This window comes from Streptomyces sp. NPDC091209, assembly GCF_044757755.1.
Taxonomy (GTDB): domain Bacteria; phylum Actinomycetota; class Actinomycetes; order Streptomycetales; family Streptomycetaceae; genus Streptomyces.
Genome location: NZ_JBIVVR010000001.1, coordinates 718,179 through 735,178, shown reverse-complemented (window position 1 = coordinate 735,178; position 17,000 = coordinate 718,179). Strand labels below are relative to the sequence as shown.

Here is a 17,000-nt window from a genome sequence, read left to right as displayed (position 1 = left end):
GGTCAGGCCGTTCGCAGATCCTTGCGGAACCAGTGCTCGGCGTAGACGTCGTCGTTGTGCGCCGCGGTCTCCTCGTAGCCGTGCCGGACGTACAGCGCCCGCGCCTCGACGAGGTCGCCGCGGGTGTCGAGGACCAGCCGCCGGGCACCCAGGCCGCGGGCCGCCGCCTCGGCCGCCGCCAGCAGGAGGGGCGCGCCTCCCTTGCCGCGCAGGTCCTCGCGGACGAAGACGCGGCTCAGCTCGCCCGTCGTGGCGTCGAGCATGCGCACCCCCGCGGTGCCGACGGGCTCACCGTCGTGGCGCGCGAGGAGCAGTACGCCGGTCGGTGGCGCGAACTCGCCGCCCGTCGTCGCGGCGACCTCCCGCTCCAGCTCGTCGGGATCCGTCGTACGCCCTTCGTGCAGCAGGTACCACCGGTCGCTGACCTCCGTGTAGTAGGCCCGCCAGAGCGCGACGGCGGCAGGGGAGTCGAACGGTTCGGGGGCCACGCTCCAGGAAGCGGGCGTGCCGGAAGGCGATCGGGTCATGCCGGCCATTGTCGCCAGGAGCCGTCCCCGGCCCGCAACCGGATAACGGCGTCGGACCGAACAGCCCGACGAGGAGCGGGCGTTGACGGATCTCCTGGGTGCGGGGCGGGCGGATCCCCGGAGGGTGCCGGGTGGATGGCCGGCGGGTGACCGGCCCTCGGGGGTAGGGCCGTTCGGGCCGCGACGGGGTCGTTTGAGGGGCGGGTTCCGGGCAACCCGGTCCAGGAACCGGCCCGTTGGGTCGAGAACCCCGGAAGGCACCCATGTCCACAGGCGTGATCATCGCTCTGATCGTGATCGTGGCGGCCGTTGCCGTTGTCGCGGCCGCCCTGACCCTCCTCGCCCGAAGGCCGCCGGGCGGGCGCACCCTGCGGCGGCGCTTCGGACCGGAGTACGACCGGACCGTCGCCCGGCACGACGGCGACACCCAGGCCGCCGAACGCGACCTCACCGAGCGCGTGAAGCGGCACGGCGCCCTGCGCGAGCGGCCGCTCGAACCCGCGGCCCGGGAACGGTACGCCGCCGGCTGGACGGCCGCCCAGGAACACTTCGTGGATTCGCCCCAGGAGGCGGTGGCCGAGGCCGACCGGCTCCTCGGCGAGCTGGCCGGGGCGCGCGGGTTCCCCGACGGGGACCGTTACGAGGAGCAGGTCTCCGCGCTCTCCGTCCACCACGGACACCACGTCCACGGCTACCGCCGCGTGCACCGTGCCGCGCTGGCCCGCGTGGGCGGCGGCCAGAACGGCGGCGTCGACACCGAGCAGATGCGCGAGGCCATGCTGGAGGCCCGCGACCTCTTCGACGACCTGCTGACCCCGACCCGCCAGGACACCTCCCCCGGCCGGGTACGCGACACCGACGACGTGAGCGAGCCCCCGGCCGACCACCCGGAGCGCGCCAGGCGGTTCAGCATGACCAAGGACGCCCGGAGCGTCGAGCCCGCGCGGACGCCGGAGAGCGCCGAGCGCACCGAGCGGGCCGAGAGCAGCGACAGCCCCGAGAGCACCGAGAGCACCGATACCTCCACCCCCGACACTCGCTCCCCCCTGCCCTGGTCCTTCACCAGGCGTCAGGCGAAGGGGAGTTGAGGAAGGTGAGCGTCATGAAGTCAGACCAGGACTCCGAGCGGACCCCGTCCCGCGACGCGGCTGCCGTGAAAGGCCGCGTGACCTCCGTACCCGCCGAGCGTTCCCCGGACGACCGGGCGGACGAGAACCGCGGGGAGGCCGAGGAAGTGTCGCGCCGCGAGGCGCTGAAGGGCCGAGTGGATCCCGCGTCCGCCGAGCCCGCTCCGGGCGACCCGGCCGGGAACGGCGACGGCACGGCGGTCCGGCCGACCGGGACCGGCACAGCGCCCCGCGAGACGACGGGCGTCGACGCCGACGAGCGGGAGGCCCCGCACGGCGACCGCACGGGCCGTACGGCCATCGGCGCCGCACCCGCCACCCCCGGCACGTCCGACCGTCCCGGACCGCGCCCGGTGCCCCGTGACACCGGGGAAGCCCTCCCCAAGGGCCGCTCGACGGCGGGCTCGACGGACACCAAGGACCGCACGGCTCCTGCTGCGGCTACGGCTACGGCTCCGGCTACGGCCACGGAGGATCGTGCCGGGCGGGACGAGCGGATGCTGCCGTTGGACGAGTACGACAAGTTCTCGCTGCGGATGCGGCACGCGGTCGGCGGGTTCGTCGACGGGCCGCAGGCCTCCGTCGAGGAGGCCGATCATGTGCTGGAAGAGCTCGCGGGCCGGTTCACGGAGGCCGTGACCCGGCGGCGGCGCGCGCTGCGTACGTCCTGGCAGTCCGGCGACGAGGGCAAGGCGGCGGGTTCCGACACCGAGCGGCTCCGGCTCGCCCTGCGGGACTACCGCGAGATGACCGAACGGCTCCTGCGGCTCTGAGCCGGCTTCGACGTCTCCCCGGTGAGGTGAGGCCGCGTCCCGGACCATGCCCCGGGACGCGGCCTCACGCCGTGGGCGCGGCCTGACGGCGCTCGCGCGGCCTCAACACCCTTCGTGCGGGCCGTCGGGTCCGTGTGCGGCCGCGCGGGTCGTCGTGCCGCGGGTTCTCGCCGGACGTGGCCCGGGATCCCCGCGGTCCTGCGCGGCCTCACGCGGTTCCGGTGCCTCGCCGGCCCCCGGCCGGCCCCTCGGCCTGCCCGCCGGCCGAGGCCGGGTCCTCGCGGGCCGCGTGCCACTCCCGCACGATCTTCTCCACGTCGTACGGCTTGAGCCCGAGCGGAGGGCCCGGCGGCGGCTTGAACATGACCTCGCGGATCTTGACGTTGATGTCCTCGACGATCCGTCGCACCACCCGCTCCGAAGGAGCCGCGGCGGCGGCCACGAGAGCGTCCTCCGCCTCCTTGCGCAGAGCCAGCGTGGGCGGCAGGACCGACAGCCCCTCGCGGGCCATCTTCCGCTTGATCCACCAGAGTTCGTCGTACGGGGTGTCGGTGACTTCCGGCAGCGGCTTGCCCGCGCCCGGGAGCTCCCTGAACTCGCCGCGGGCCTCCGCCTCGCGGATCTGTTTGTCGACCCAGGACTCGAAGCTGACACCGGGTGGCTTGCGTTCGGTCATGAGTCCATTGTGCCGGAGGTCACACGGCGACGGGAAAGGTCGAATTATCATGCGGCGGCGACGGGGCAACAACGTTCCGCGCCAGCACCATTGGACCAGCACCTCACGAAGGAGCGCGCGTGCTCGAACTCACCATGGCCTCGGTGTCCGGAGCGGACGCCGGTGCGACGGCCGGGATGCAGATGGCCGACGCGCCGAGCGACCCCGGGGCCATGCTGCGGGTGGGCAGGGACCGGGCCGTGTGCCGTCTCGCGACCCCCGACGACTGGCTGTTCGTGTCCAGGGTGCACCTGGAGTTCCTGTGCGGCCCGGACGGCGTCTGGCAGGTCACCTGGCTCCAGGGTTCCCACGCGGAACCGTCCTCCGAGGTCCGGCTGATCCTGACGGGGCTGCCGTCCCAGCCGCTTCCGTACGGCGGGACGGCCAGACTCCCGGCGGGCGGCTCCGGCGAACTCGTCATCCAGGACCGCACCGGCCCCCACACCGTGAACGTGGGCTTCTACCACGAGGCCTGACCGCCGGGTCGAGGACACGTGCGGCGGCGCGGGGGCCGAACCGGGTGACCGATCAGGCGCGTACGCGTGCCAGCGCGAACCCGTCGTACCCCTTGCTGCCCACGGTCTGCACCGCCGTGCCGTCCAACTTCGGGTGGGAGGCGATCAGTTCGAGCGCGGCCCGGGTGCCCCGCACGCTCGGGTCGGTGCTCGTCCCGTCGGCGACCGCTCCGCCGCGGACGACGTTGTCGAGGACGATCACGCTGCCGGGCCGGGTGAGCCGGGCCGCCCACTCGATGTAGTGGGGGTTGTTCACCTTGTCCGCGTCGATGAAGACGAAGTCGAACGGCTCCGGGTTCTCGTCCGCCAGCTTCGGCAGGGACTCCAGCGCGGGGCCCACCCGTACCTCGGCGATCTTGTCGAGGCCGGCCCGTGCGAGGTTGGCGCGCGCGACCTCGGCGTGCCGGGGGTCGTACTCGAGGGTGATCAGCCGTCCGTCGGCGGGCAGGGCGCGGCCCAGCCAGATCGTGCTGTAGCCGCCGAGTGTGCCGATCTCCAGGATGCGGCGGGCGCCCTGGATCTCGGCGAGCAGCTGGAGCAGCTTGCCCTGGTTCGGCGCGACATTGATGCGCGGCAGTCCGGCCGCGTCGCTGTCGCGCAGCGCGGCGGTCAGGATCTCGTCGTCGGGGGCGAGGAGGGTCGTGAAGTGGTCGTCGACGTCGTTCCAGAGCTGCGACTCGCTCATACACCGGGCCTTTCATATGCCTACTTAGATACGCTAAGGACTTCCGGAGACGAACCTAGCCGTCGACGCCCGCACGTGCCAGCGGGATTCCGGCCCCGCGGGCCCCCGGCGCCCGGTGAGGGCGCCGGGGGCGTGCGGCGTCAGCCTGGCGCCGGTGCCGAGGGTGGTGTGTCCTCAGCCGTGCTCGGGTGGCGACGCGGGGGTGGCGGTGGCGGGGCGGGGTTCCACGGCGGGGGCGGAGCCCGGCAGCGGGCGGCCCGCCGATTCCGTCATGAACCAGACGGCCACACCGCCGATCACGGCCGCGGCCATCATGTAGTACGCGGGCATCATCATGTTCCCGGTCGCTCCGATGAGGGCCGTGACCACCAGCGGGGTCGTGCCGCCGAAGAGCGATACGGAGATGTTGAAGCCGATGGAGAGCGAGCCGTAGCGGACCAGGGTCGGGAAGAGGGCCGGAAGCGCGGCCGGCATCGCGGCGGTGAAGCAGACCAGCAGCAGGCCGAGGGAGCCCATGCCGAGCGCGACGGCGAGCAGGCTGCCCTGGCGGATCAGCAGCAGCGCGGGGACGGACAGGGCGAGGAAGCCCACGCAGCCCGCGGCGATCACCGGGCGGCGGCCGATCCGGTCCGTCAGGGCGCCCGCGAAGGGCTGTACGACCATCATCAGCGCCATCACGCCGAGGACCACGAGCAGCCCGTGCGTCTCGTCGTACTTGAGTTCGCTGGTCAGATAGCTCGGCATGTAGGACAGCAGCATGTAGTCGGTGACGTTGAAGACCAGCACGAGCCCCATGCACAGCAGCAGCGTGCGCCACTGACCGGTGATCATCTCGCGCAGCGGCACCTTGGGGCGGTCGGCCTCCGCCTTCTCCAGCTCCGCGGCGAAGGCCGGGGTCTCCTCCAGACGCATCCGCAGGTAGAGGCCGACGATGCCCATCGGGCCCGCGATCAGGAACGGGACGCGCCAGCCCCAGGACAGCAGGTCGTCGGTGGACAGCAGGGCGGTCATGAGGGTCACCAGACCCGCGCCGCCGATGTATCCGGCCAGCGTCCCGAACTCCAGCCAGCTCCCGAAGAAGCCGCGCCGCTTGTCGGGCGCGTACTCGGCGATGAAGGTCGAGGCGCCCGCGTACTCGCCGCCCGTGGAGAAGCCCTGCACCAGACGGGCCGCGAGCAGCAGGATCGGGGCGCCGACGCCGATGGTGGCGTACGACGGGATCAGGCCGATCGCGAACGTGCCCGCCGCCATCATGATCATGGTGATCGCGAGGACCTTCTGACGGCCGATCCGGTCGCCGAGCGGGCCGAAGACCATGCCGCCGAGCGGGCGGACGAGAAAGGCCGCGGCGAAGGCGCCGAACGTCGACAGCAACTGGGCGGTCGGGTTGCCGGAGGGGAAGAAGACCTTGCCCAGGGTCACCGCGATGTAGCTGTAGACACCGAAGTCGAACCATTCCATCGCGTTGCCGAGCGCTGCCGCCTTCACGGCGCGCCTGACCAGCGCGGGGTCGATGACGGTGACCTCGGGGGAGGCCGGTCGTGCGGGGGCCGGGACGGATGACGCGGGGGTTGTCGGGGTCGCGGGGGTTGTCGGGGTCGCGGTGGGCAAGGGCCTTCCTTTCGCCGGGGACAGGGGCGGGTCCGCCCGGGGGCGGACCGGTGGCCCGCTCGGGGCGGACCGACGGCCTGCCCGGGGAGGCACCGGCGGTTCGCCCGGAGGCGGACCGGCGGCTCGCCCCGGGCGGACCGAAGAGGCGACCTTAGGACCGTTCGCCCACGTCACGTGGGGTGGGCGACCCGCGACACAGCGCACGTAAAGGCCGCGTACGCAGGCGTGACGAGGCGGCCGGGGCTGTCCTTCCGGAGGGGCATTTGTGATCTATGTCGCGAGGCCGGAGGGGAACCGGGCCCTTCCCCGACTATCGTCATTCGGACAAAAGGGAGACGGACGTCAGGTGAAGCGGGGGTTTCCTGTGTCCCTCGACGGGGGCGGTCGCGCCTCATAGGGTCCTGATATGGACTGACATAGGGGATGCACGGGACACCCGGTACGCAAAGCAACCAATGGGGCGGGAGGGCCGACAGGGCGTGGCGAACGCGGAGCGCGGCGGACCAGGGGGCAATGCCTTCGCGGGGGCGGCGGAGACGGCGCGGGCACGGCTGCGCGCGCTGCGCGTCGGGCTCTGGGCCATCGCCGCGATACTGGCCGTGCGACAGGTCGCCGTCGTTCTCGGTACGCCCAAGGCGGACCGGCTGACGGATCTGGAGACCTGGGTCGGCCCCAACGGCGTACTGCACGTGAAGGGCTCGCTGTACGACTCGACCCGCTTCACCGGTACCCCGTTCGGCGGACTCGTCCTCAAACCCCTCACCCGGGCGGCCGAACAGGCCCTCGGCTGGGGCTGGACCTTCGGCACCCTGCTGCTCGTCGTCGCGCTCGGGCTGGTCGCCGCGCGCGCCCTGCCGCATCCCGTGAGCAGGCGTACGTCGCTGCTCGCCGCGCCCGTCGCCATCAGCCTGCTGATGCTGTCGCTCCCCGTACGCAACGCCCTGTACCTCGGCCAGACCAGCATCATCCCGGTGCTGCTCGTCCTGCTCGGCTGCTTCGCCGTTCGCGGGGAGCGCGCCTGCGGGGTCCTCATCGGGCTCGCGGCGGCCCTCCAGCCGACCCTGCTGCTCTTCACACCGCTGCTCTGGTTCACCGGGCGCCGCCGCGCCGCCGCCTCCACCGCGACCACCTTCGCCGCCCTCACCGCGCTCGCCTGGGCCGCGATGCCGCGCGACTCGAACACCTACTGGGTGCACCACCTGGCGGGCGTCGGCCTCGGCAAGGACGCCGACGACCTCGCCAACCAGTCCCTGCACGGCGCGCTGCTGCGGCTCGGCCTCACCGGGCCGCCGGAGATCGCCCTCTTCCTGGTGCTCGGCGCGGCCGTCGCCGCCGTCGGACTCCGTCGCGCGGTGCGCTCCGCACACGACGGCCAGCTCCTGCTCGCCGTGGCGATGACCGGCTGCGTCGCCGTCGCCGTCTCGCCCACCACCTGGCAGCACCAGCTCCTGTGGGTACTGCTCGCGCTCGTCGGCCGGGTCGGCCGGAGGGCCTCGGACCGCTGTGTCTGGCCGGTCGCCGTCGTCCTGGTCATGACCCTGCCCGCCGGCATGATGCTGCCGAACATGCCGGCGCTCGACCCGCTGCGCGACAACGTGGTGCTGATCGCCGCCCTGGCCGCCGCCACCCTCGTACCGTTCCTGTCCCGCACCTCGGAGTTCTACCGGGCCCCGGTCCCCACCCGCCACGCGGCGCCCGTCCCCGTCCGGTGGAAGCGGATGCCGCTGCTCCCGGCCCTCGGCCGGGTCCTCGGCCGCCCGAGCCTGCTGCTCGAACTGCTCCTGATCCGCGTCGGCTACTCCGCCTACGCCTCCGTACGCCTCGCCGTGACCGGCGGCTCCAACGCGGACGGCCGGGCCACCGCCGAGCGCCACGGCGACCAGATCCTCGCCGTGGAGCGGTTCCTGCGCCTCGACATCGAGCGCGGGGTCAACCACGCGGTCGTGAAGGTCCCCTTTCTGCGGGACTTCTTCGACTTCTACTACGAGTCGTTCCACTTCGGCGTCCCGCTCACCGTCCTCGGCGTGCTCTACGTCCGCCGCCCCGCCGACTACCGCTGGGCCCGCTCCGCCCTGGGCTTCGCCACCCTGCTCGCCCTCGTCGGCTTCTGGCTCTACCCGCTCGCCCCGCCGCGCCTGATGCCGGGTCTCGGCGTCATCGACACCGTGCACGGCGTGCAGGACTTCTCCAAGCCCGACTACGGCGCACTCACCGCGATGACCAACCAGTACGCGGCGATGCCCTCGCTGCACTTCGGCTGGTCCCTGTGGTGCGGAGTCGTCGTCGCGACGCTGGCGCCCAGATGGTGGATGAAGGCGCTGGGCCTGCTGCACCCGCTCCTCACGGTCTCCGCGATCATGGCGACCGGCAATCACTGGGTCCTGGACGCGGTCGGCGGCGCGGCCGTGGTGGCCGCGGGCTTCGGTCTGACCCATCTCCTCCAGGGCCCACGGCCCCGGACGCCGGCGAAACCGGTCGAGGCGGATGCGGGCGAACCGGTCCCGGCGATGGGCCGTACTCCGGGCTGACCCGTCCCGGACACGGACGCCCTGGCCACGGCGTTGCGATTTTCGCAACGCCGGACAACGGGCGGGCGCCGACCGGGAGACGGTGATCTCTCGGGGGAGGCAGGGGCGGGCGGGGGGAATGCCCCTGCCTCCCTCGGGACGGGCCGACGGTGCCGGGAGGCCGCCGGCCCGAGCGCGGGCGCCCGCTACACGTGACCGACCTGGAGTTCCTTGACCCCGTTCAGCCAGGCCGAGCGGAGGCGGCGCGGTTCGCCGACGAGCCGCAGGTTCGGCATCGCGTCGGCGATCGCGTTGAAGATCAGGTCGATCTCCAGGGTGGCCAGGGACTTGCCGAGGCAGAAGTGCGGGCCTCCGCCGCCGAAGCCGAGGTGCGGGTTGGGGTCACGGGTGATGTCGAAGACCTCGGGGCTCTCGAACACCTCGGGGTCGTTGTTGGCGGAGGAGTAGAAGATGCCGACGCGGTCGCCCTTGCTGATCCGCCGCCCGCCCAGTTCGGTGTCCTGGGTCGCGGTGCGCTGGAAGGCGACGACGGGGGTCGCCCAGCGGACGATCTCCTCGGCGGTGGTCTTCGGCCGCTCCCTCTTGTAGAGGTCCCACTGATCGGGATGGGTGAGCAGGGCGTGCATCCCGTGCGTGATGGCGTTGCGGGTCGTCTCGTTGCCGGCGACCGCCAACAGCAGGACGAAGAAGCCGAATTCGTCGGAGGCGAGGTTCCCCTCGTCCTCGGCGGCCACCAGGGTGCTCACGATGTCCTTGGCGGGGCACCGCTTGCGGTCCGCCGCCATGTTCATCGCGTACGAGATGAGTTCGGTGGCCGAGTCGGCGCCGATCTCCTCGGTGATCGCGTACTCCGGATCGTCGTACGCCACCATCTTGTTGGACCAGTCGAAGATCTTGACGCGGTCCTCCTGCGGGACGCCGATGAGCTCGGCGATGGCCTGCAGCGGCAGTTCGCACGCGACCTGGGTGACGAAGTCGAAGGCGCCGTCGGGACCGGCCTGCGCGAGCGCGTTCGCGACGATCGAACCGGCGCGGGCGCGCAGCGCGTCCTCCAGGGAGCGGATGGCGCGCGGGGTGAAGCCGCGCTGCACGATCTGGCGGACCCGGGTGTGCTCGGGCGGGTCCATGTTCAGCATGATGAGCCGCTGGACCTCGATCTGCTCGCGCTGGATGTGCTCGTTGAAGCGGATGACCGCGGTGTTGAGGAACGAGGAGAAGAGTTCGGGGTGCGTCGAGACGTACTTGACGTCCGTGTGCCGGGTGACGGCCCAGTAGCCGTCGTCCTCGAAGCCCGCGACACCCGGCTGTTGCGCGATCCAGTGGACGGGCTCGGCCCGGCGCAGCTCGGCGAACTCCGGGAGGGGCACGCGGTGGTGCAGCACATCGGGGTCGGTGAAATCGAACCCGTCGGGCAGCGCTGGACAGGGCATCGGCAACTCCAGGTCTCGCGCCTACGGTGGTGCCTGCGGTGGTGACGGCCGTCCCCGCGCACGCGTCTGACGGTCCATCAGGAACAGGGAATCGCCGTGAAGGTAGTAACGGGTTCTACAAGAGGCAAGAGGTGTGAGCCCTCCAATTGCGTGCGGGATTCGTGCAGATCACGACTTCGGGAGCTGCAGGACCCTTGCGGCCCGGGGGGTTCGCTCAGCAAACTGCACGCAGAACTGGTACGCGTTCTAGTTCTGCGCGGTGGGTGGGCCGGGACGCCCCGCGCTGCGCGGGTCAGCTGGGCCTGGCCGCCGGGCAGGCCTGAGGAGAGGACGAGCCCCCATGGCCGCGGAACCCGTGATCGTCGAAGCCGTACGGACCCCCATCGGCAAGCGCGGCGGCGCGCTCGCCAATCTGCATCCCGCCTATCTCCTGGGCGAGACCTACCGTGAGCTCCTCGGCCGCACCGGCATCCCCGCCGACTGCGTCGAGCAGATCGTCGGCGGCACGGTGACCCACGCCGGCGAGCAGTCGATGAACCCCGCGCGCACGGCGTGGCTGACCATGGGGCTGCCCTACGAGACGGCGGCGACGACGGTCGACTGCCAGTGCGGCTCCTCGCAGCAGGCCTCGCACATGACCGCGAACATGATCGCGGCCGGTGTCATCGACGTCGGGATCAGCTGCGGCATCGAGGCGATGTCGCGGGTGCCGCTCGGGTCGGGGTCCAAGCACGGTCCGGGCAAGCCGTTCCCCGACGAGTGGAACGTCGACCTGCCGAACCAGTTCGAGGCGGCCGAACGGATCGCGCGGCACCGTGGGCTGACGCGCGAGAACGTCGACTCCCTCGGGCTCATCTCACAGGAACGGGCCGCCACCGCCTGGTCCGAGGAACGGTTCAAGCGTGAGACGTTCGCCGTGCAGGTGCCCACCACCGAGGACGAGCAGCGGGCCGGGCAGGGCATGTGGCGGCTCGTCGACCGGGACGAGGGGCTGCGCGACACGTCCATGGAGGCGCTGGCGAAGCTGAAGCCCGTGATGCCGACGGCCGTTCACACCGCCGGCAACTCCTCCCAGATCTCCGACGGCGCGTCCGCCATCCTGTGGGCCTCCAAGCGGATGGCGCGGGCGCTGAAGCTGCGGCCGCGGGCCCGGATCGTGGCCCAGGCGCTGGTGGGTTCCGATCCGCACTTCCACCTGGACGGCCCGATCGACGCCACCCGGGCCGTGCTCGGCAAGGCCGGGATGTCCCTGAAGGACATCGACCTCGTCGAGATCAACGAGGCCTTCGCGTCGGTGGTGTTGAGCTGGGCGCAGGTCTTCGAACAGGACCTGGAGAAGGTGAACGTGAACGGCGGCGCCATCGCGCTCGGGCATCCCGTGGGGGCCACGGGAGCCCGGCTCATCACCACGGCGCTGCACGAACTGGAGCGCGCGGACAAGGAGTTCGCGCTGATCACGATGTGCGCGGGCGGGGGGCTGGCGACCGGGACGATCATCCAGCGGCTTTAGGCGGTGATGATCGGGATCGCGCCCACCGGCAGTCCGGTGAAGCGCGGTCGGCGCCGCTGAAGCGGGTGCCGGTGGGGTGCGTCCGGTGCCTCCGGGGGACGCTTCACTCCCGGCCGGAGGCGGTCGCCGCCAGGACCGCCGGCACGATCGCCGCGATCAGCAGCGGGAAGCCCAGGCCGTGGTGCAGGACAAGCCACGCGCCGAGCAGGGCGCCCGCCAGCATCGCGAAGACGGAGCCGATGCGGCGCGGGGAGTTGTGGCCCGCGCCGCCGCCGAGGCGGGAGTCGGAGGCCAGGCCCGTGAGGGTCATCGTCAGGACGGTGGTCGTGAGGTCGGCCACGCCGAGCTTGCGTACCGTCGCGTTGCGCACGCCCATCGCGAAGGCCGTGACGGCGATCAGCGTGTACGCCGTGGCGGTGGCGTCCGGGGCGGCGAAGGCGACGGCCGCGCAGGCGCCCGTCAGGACGGCCTCGGCGGCGAACGTGCCGCGGGCCCAGGTGCGGCGTGAGCCGTTGCCGAACCGCACGGCGATCCGTCCGCCGGTCACCGCGCCCGCCAGGAAGCAGCACAGTGAGGTGAGTGTGTGCGGTACGGAGAAGCCGGGCGCCCCGGCCGCCGCGAAACCGAGCACCACGACGTTGCCGGTCATGTTCGCCGTGAAGACGTGGCCCAGGCCCAGGTAGCTCACCGCGTCGATGAGTCCGCTGACCACGGTCAGCGACAGCAGCGCGGCTGTCAGCCGCAGGCCTCGTGACCCAGGGTCGTGCGGTGCGTCCGTCTGCGTGGTCATGGAGGCCAGTCCACCACGGGTTCGCTCGCGCTCGCGGCCTCTCCGTCGATCGGGGAGCGGGGTCCGGGGCGCGGTCCCGTCCCTGGTCCGGACGAGTCCGCCTCTGGTGCGGTCGAATCCGTCCCCGGGAAGGACGGGTCCGGGTACGACGAAGGCGGCAGCCCCGGGGATCGGGGTGCCGCCTTGCGTGTGCTGTGAGGCTCTGGGGCTGATCAGTACCAGCCGTTGGCCTGCCAGAAGTTCCAGGCGCCGGCCGGGCTGCCGTAGCGGGAGTTCATGTAGTCCAGACCCCACTTGATCTGCGTCTTGGGGTTGGTCTTCCAGTCGGAGCCGGCGGCGGCCATCTTGGAACCGGGCAGAGCCTGGACCAGGCCGTACGCGCCGGACGAGGAGTTCGTGGCGCTGGTGTTCCAGCCGCTCTCGTGCTCGACGATCTTGCTGAAGGCGTTGAACTGCGAGGCGTCCGGAATCATCGCGTGGGCGATCGACTTCGCGGAGGAGGCGGCGGTCGGCGTGGCGGCCTGGGCGGGCGCCGCGACCAGGACCATACCGGCGGTGGCGGCGGCCACAGCGGTAGTGGCGAGGGCCTTCTTCGGGGAGGAGACGATGCGGCGGATGACAGAGACGGACACGGAGAACCTGTTTCTTCGGGGACATGGAGTCGCTGGTACGCCGTGACCACGCGGTGTGTGGAAGGGGCGGCGTACGTCGGCGCCGCGGCCCGTGGGGGCTCGTGGCGCCTGGCGACTGCTCCAGAGAAACAGGATCGGAGGCCGTTCGCAATGACCCCTTTTACTAGTCGTGGTCGCATCCGAGGTGAAAGTCCATCTTGTGATGCGGCTCTCAATCCCCAGGTCAGAGGGCATGGCGACGCGTCCATGTCATGCCATCCGGACTACGAAGCCGCTTCGTATGTGACCTGGGTCCTGTGGGCCGCTTCACCCCGCACCTGACGGACCGTACGGGGGTGCCCACGGAGTGCCGCCGGGCGGTGTGACCCGGGCCGCAGCTCACCTGGGGGCGAAGGTGACCGGGCTCTCGAAAGCGGCCCGGCGCGTGGCCCGGCGCAGTGCCTTGAGGAGGGTCGGGCCGACCGTCAGGGTCAGGGCGACGGTGACGACGGCCCGGCCCAGGTCCCAGCCGAGGGAGGTGGCCAGGCAGTACGCGAGGAAGCGGGCGAGGTTGGCGGGGACGGCGGCGTGCGGGTCGAAGGCGATGTTCGAGGCCAGCGCGTCCATGAAGGGCCAGCCCGCCAGATTCATGACCGTGCCGTACGCGAAGGCGGCGAGGAAGCCGTATCCGGCGAGCATCAGCAGCTCTCCCCGGCCGCGCAGCCGGTCCGGGCCCGGCAGCAGCCCGGCGCCCATCGTGAACCAGCCCATGGCCAGCATCTGGAAGGGCATCCAGGGCCCCACCCCGCCGGTGAGCAGCGCCGACGCGAACATGGTCACGGACCCGAGCACGTACCCGAAGCCCGGCCCGAGCACCCGCCCGCTCAGCACCATCAGGAAGAACATCGGCTCGATGCCCGCGGTCCCGGCCCCGATCGGGCGCAGCGCGGCGCCGGTCGCGGCCAGGACGCCGAGCATGGCGACGGCCTTCGGGCCGAGCCCCGACTCGGAGATCGTCGCCGCGACCACCGCGACCAGCAGGACGAGCAGCCCCGCGAACAGCCACGGAGCGTCCTGGGCGTGCGCGCTGATCTGCGAGCCCGGCCCCGCGAAGAGCGGCCAGCCGAAGCCGGCGGCCCCGATGGCACTGACCAGGACCAGCGCGGCGACGGACCGCGGCCCGAGGCGGACGGCCCTGGCCTGGCGCTGCGGCTGGAGCTGCGGTTGCGGCGGGTCGGGGCGGACGGAGGTGTCGGCGGCGCTCACGCGAGGGCCTTCCTGACCTGGGCGACGGTGAGCCATGGCTCGGGGGCCAGGATCTTGGCGACCTGCGGGGCGAACGACGGGGACGCGACGACCACCTCGGCCGTGGGTCCGTCGGCGACGACCTCACCGTCCGCGAGGATCACCACACGATGGGCGAGCTCGGCGGCGAGTTCCACGTCGTGGGTGGCCAGCACGATGGCGTGCCCCTCGGCGGCCAGCCCGCGCAACACGGTGACGAGCCGGGCCTTCGCCGCGTAGTCGAGGCCGCGGGTCGGCTCGTCGAGGAGCAGCAGCGGGGGGCGGGCCGTCAGGACGACGGCCAGCGCCAGCGCCAGCCGCTGGCCCTCCGACAGGTCACGGGGATGCGTGTCGTCCGCGATGTCCGGCAGCAGCTCGGACACCAGCGCCCGGCAGGTCCCGGCGGCGGCCCCGGCGTCCTCGTCCGCCGCCGCGCACTCGGCGGCCACCGTGTCCGCGTACAGCAGATCCCGGGGCTCCTGCGGTACGAGTCCGACCCGGCGTACGAGATCACGCGGCGCCGTGCGATGCGGTACCGCCCCGCCGACCCGGACCGATCCGGCGGTCGGCTCGACCAGTCCGACGAGCGCGCCGAGCAGCGTCGACTTCCCGGCGCCGTTGCGGCCCATCAGCGCGATGGTCTCGCCGGGCCCCGCGGTGAGGTCGACCCCGCGCAGTGCCGCGACCCGCCCGCGCCGGACGGCCAGCGACACGACGACGGCCACCTCGCCCGCAGGAGAGGGAGAAGCGGCGGCGGGGCCGCGTCCGCGGGGAAAGAGGCGGCGGGTGAAGGAGGAGCCGGGGCGAGGCGGTCCCGGGGGGAGCGGCACGGTCGGTGCGGCGGGCTCTGTGGCTCCTGGGCTTTGGACGCGTTCGATGCCTTCGGCGCGTGTGGCGGGTATGGCGGGTGCGGTGGTTCCGGCGGGCCCGGCCGGAACCGGGGGTCCGGCCGGGGCGGGGGCTGCGGCGGATTCCTGGGATGTCGCGGAAAGCCGTTCGCGCAGGGTTCCCGCCCGCCGTCGCGCGTCGCGCACGGTCAGGGGGAGCGGCGACCAGCCGGCCAGGCGGCCCAGTTCCACCACCGGTGGGCAGACCGGGGAGACGGCCATGATCTCGGACGGGGTACCGAGCGTCAGGGGCGCTCCCGGCGCGGGGAGGAGGGCGAGCCGGTCGGCGTACTGGACGACGCGTTCCAGGCGGTGCTCGGCCATCAGGACCGTCGTGCCCAGGTCGTGGACCAGGCGCTGCAGGACGGCGAGGACCTCCTCGGCGGCGCCGGGGTCCAGGGCCGAGGTGGGTTCGTCGAGGACCAGGACCTTGGGGTGTGGGGTGAGCACCGAGCCGATCGCGACCCGCTGCTGCTGGCCGCCGGACAGGGTGGCGATCGGACGGTCGCGCAGGTCGGCCAGCGAGAGGAGGTCGAGGGTCTCCTCCACGCGGCGGCGCATCACCGCCGGTGCCAGGCCCAACGACTCCATGCCGTAGGCGAGTTCGTCCTCCACGGTGTCCGTCACGAAGTGCGACAGCGGGTCCTGGCCGACCGTGCCGACCACGTCCGCGAGTTCACGCGGCTTGTGCGTACGGGTGTCCCGTCCCGCGACGGTGACCCGGCCGCGCAGGGTTCCGCCCGTGAAGTGCGGGACCAGTCCGCTCACCGCACCGAGCACCGTCGACTTGCCGACGCCGGACGGGCCGACCAGCAGCACCAGTTCGCCCTCCGGGACCTCGAAGTCCACGCCCCGGACGGCGGGTTCGGCCGCCCCGGCGTATGTCACGGAGACATCCTCGAAGCGGATCACGACAACTCCTCGGGGGCCGGGGTTCGCTGGGGGGCCGGGGCCAGGAAGGCGGGGAGCAGGCCGAGCATGACCACCGCCGTCGGCCGCAGAGGGAGGGCGGGGGTCACCAGGGGGATGACGCCGGGGCTCAGCGCGTCGGGGTCGTAGGACGCGGCCACGATCATCAGGGCCGCGACCGCCGCGCCCGACCCGGCGACCAGCCAGGCCCGGACGCCCCAGGTGTCCGGCCGGTACCGGGTCCGCGCCGAACGGCGGCCGCCCAGCCACAGGCCGCCGAGCGCCGCGCCGAGCCCGGCCAGCAGGACCGGCAGGCCGTAGGTGTCGCCCGCGGCGGTCAACAGCCCGTAGGTTCCCGCGCAGACGCCGAGCAGACCGCCCAGGGTGAGGGCTCCGGTGGTCCGGCGTACGGCGCGCGGGACCTGTGCCGTACGCCCGTAGCCGCGGGCGTCCATCGCCGCAGCCAGCGCGACCGAACGCTCCAACGCGCCTTCCAGGACGGGGAGTCCGACGTGCAGCAGGCCGCGCAGCCCCCGGTCGGGGCGGCCACGGAGCCGGCGCGCGGCACGCAGTCGCTGGACGTCGGCGATCAGATGCGGGGCGAAGGTGAGCGCGACGACCACCGCGACGCCCGCCTCGTACAGCGCTCCCGGCAGGGACTTGAGCAGCCGTGCCGGGTTCGCCAGGGCGTTCGCCGCGCCGACGCAGACGAGGAGCGCGGCCAGCTTCAGGCCGTCGTACAGCGCGAAGAGCAGGCCCTCGGCGGTGACCCGGCCGCCGATGCGGATCCCCTGTGCCCAGTGCGGGAGGGGGATTTCGGGGAGCGTGACGATCACGTGGGTGCCGGGGACGGGGGACCCGAGGAGGACGGCGAAGGCCAGGCGGATGACGAGGACGCCCGCGGCCAGTTTCACGAAGGCGGTGTAGGAGCGGGCCCAGGGGGCGTCGGTGCGGTGGGTGGCCACCACGAAGCCCGCCACCGCGATGAGGAGCGCGAGGAGGAGGGGGTTCGTGGTGCGGGAGGCCGCGGTGCCGAGCCCCAGGGCCCAGATCCACCAGGCGCCGGGATGCAGGGCGTCCGCACGGGTCGCCCCCGGT

The 17,000-nt window shown here is 72.7% G+C and carries 15 protein-coding genes; 5 read left to right on the top strand and 10 right to left on the bottom strand.

Features of this window, described 5'->3' with window-relative positions; all coding sequences use genetic code 11:
* Nucleotides 1–2: 2 nt before the first annotated feature.
* Complete coding sequence (locus ACIQRL_RS03235; protein ID WP_401326319.1) at nucleotides 3–536, bottom strand: GNAT family N-acetyltransferase; 534 nt, start codon at nucleotides 534–536, stop codon at nucleotides 3–5.
* Between the two features lie 254 nt (nucleotides 537–790).
* Between ACIQRL_RS03235 and ACIQRL_RS03230 the strand changes: the two genes are divergently transcribed.
* Both ACIQRL_RS03230 and ACIQRL_RS03225 read left to right on the top strand, forming a co-directional pair.
* Entirely contained in the window at nucleotides 791–1,615 is an 825-nt protein-coding gene (locus ACIQRL_RS03230) for a hypothetical protein (protein ID WP_401326316.1), read from the top strand.
* 14 nt (nucleotides 1,616–1,629) lie between these two features.
* Nucleotides 1,630–2,427 (top strand): hypothetical protein, encoded by a 798-nt coding sequence (locus tag ACIQRL_RS03225; RefSeq protein WP_401326314.1) that lies wholly within the window; start codon nucleotides 1,630–1,632, stop codon nucleotides 2,425–2,427.
* A 208-nt stretch (nucleotides 2,428–2,635) separates the two neighbouring features.
* Here the strand turns inward: ACIQRL_RS03225 and ACIQRL_RS03220 are convergent, their stop codons facing one another.
* The gene (locus ACIQRL_RS03220; RefSeq protein ID WP_401326311.1) at nucleotides 2,636–3,103 is read right to left on the bottom strand and encodes a DUF1992 domain-containing protein; all 468 of its coding nucleotides are present in this window, start codon (nucleotides 3,101–3,103) and stop codon (nucleotides 2,636–2,638) included.
* A 119-nt stretch (nucleotides 3,104–3,222) separates the two neighbouring features.
* Here ACIQRL_RS03220 and ACIQRL_RS03215 point away from each other — a divergent pair, with 119 nt between their 5' ends.
* Nucleotides 3,223–3,618 carry a hypothetical protein gene (locus ACIQRL_RS03215; protein ID WP_401326308.1) on the top strand — a complete coding sequence of 132 codons (396 nt, stop codon included), beginning with the start codon at nucleotides 3,223–3,225 and terminating at the stop codon, nucleotides 3,616–3,618.
* A 52-nt stretch (nucleotides 3,619–3,670) separates the two neighbouring features.
* Here ACIQRL_RS03215 and ACIQRL_RS03210 read toward each other — a convergent pair whose 3' ends face one another.
* Nucleotides 3,671–4,342 carry an O-methyltransferase gene (locus ACIQRL_RS03210; RefSeq protein WP_401326305.1) on the bottom strand — a complete coding sequence of 224 codons (672 nt, stop codon included), beginning with the start codon at nucleotides 4,340–4,342 and terminating at the stop codon, nucleotides 3,671–3,673.
* A gap of 174 nt (nucleotides 4,343–4,516) precedes the next feature.
* Entirely contained in the window at nucleotides 4,517–5,953 is a 1,437-nt protein-coding gene (proP, locus tag ACIQRL_RS03205) for a glycine betaine/L-proline transporter ProP (protein WP_401326302.1), read from the bottom strand.
* A 479-nt stretch (nucleotides 5,954–6,432) separates the two neighbouring features.
* On the opposite strand from proP, the gene ACIQRL_RS03200 reads away from it, so the two are divergent.
* Nucleotides 6,433–8,481, top strand: coding sequence for a bifunctional glycosyltransferase 87/phosphatase PAP2 family protein (locus tag ACIQRL_RS03200; RefSeq protein WP_401326301.1), 2,049 nt, complete (start codon nucleotides 6,433–6,435; stop codon nucleotides 8,479–8,481).
* A gap of 185 nt (nucleotides 8,482–8,666) precedes the next feature.
* Here ACIQRL_RS03200 and ACIQRL_RS03195 read toward each other — a convergent pair whose 3' ends face one another.
* Nucleotides 8,667–9,911 (bottom strand): cytochrome P450, encoded by a 1,245-nt coding sequence (locus ACIQRL_RS03195; protein WP_401326298.1) that lies wholly within the window; start codon nucleotides 9,909–9,911, stop codon nucleotides 8,667–8,669.
* A 340-nt stretch (nucleotides 9,912–10,251) separates the two neighbouring features.
* Here ACIQRL_RS03195 and ACIQRL_RS03190 point away from each other — a divergent pair, with 340 nt between their 5' ends.
* Complete coding sequence (locus ACIQRL_RS03190; protein ID WP_401326295.1) at nucleotides 10,252–11,421, top strand: steroid 3-ketoacyl-CoA thiolase; 1,170 nt, start codon at nucleotides 10,252–10,254, stop codon at nucleotides 11,419–11,421.
* A gap of 103 nt (nucleotides 11,422–11,524) precedes the next feature.
* Here the strand turns inward: ACIQRL_RS03190 and ACIQRL_RS03185 are convergent, their stop codons facing one another.
* The 5 genes from ACIQRL_RS03185 to ACIQRL_RS03165 form a co-directional block, all read right to left on the bottom strand.
* The gene (locus ACIQRL_RS03185; protein WP_401326292.1) at nucleotides 11,525–12,211 is read right to left on the bottom strand and encodes a YoaK family protein; all 687 of its coding nucleotides are present in this window, start codon (nucleotides 12,209–12,211) and stop codon (nucleotides 11,525–11,527) included.
* A 212-nt stretch (nucleotides 12,212–12,423) separates the two neighbouring features.
* A complete protein-coding gene (locus ACIQRL_RS03180) occupies nucleotides 12,424–12,843 on the bottom strand; it encodes a transglycosylase SLT domain-containing protein (RefSeq protein WP_401326290.1) in 420 nt (139 codons plus the stop codon).
* Nucleotides 12,844–13,221: 378 nt separating this feature from the next.
* Nucleotides 13,222–14,088 carry an ECF transporter S component gene (locus tag ACIQRL_RS03175; protein ID WP_401326287.1) on the bottom strand — a complete coding sequence of 289 codons (867 nt, stop codon included), beginning with the start codon at nucleotides 14,086–14,088 and terminating at the stop codon, nucleotides 13,222–13,224.
* Nucleotides 14,085–15,905, bottom strand: a complete 1,821-nt coding sequence (locus ACIQRL_RS03170; protein WP_401326284.1) for an ABC transporter ATP-binding protein — start codon at nucleotides 15,903–15,905, stop codon at nucleotides 14,085–14,087. Before ACIQRL_RS03170 ends, ACIQRL_RS03175 begins: the two co-directional genes overlap by 4 nt.
* Nucleotides 15,902–16,975 (bottom strand): CbiQ family ECF transporter T component, encoded by a 1,074-nt coding sequence (locus ACIQRL_RS03165; RefSeq protein WP_401328051.1) that lies wholly within the window; start codon nucleotides 16,973–16,975, stop codon nucleotides 15,902–15,904. Before ACIQRL_RS03165 ends, ACIQRL_RS03170 begins: the two co-directional genes overlap by 4 nt.
* Nucleotides 16,976–17,000 lie beyond the last annotated feature (25 nt).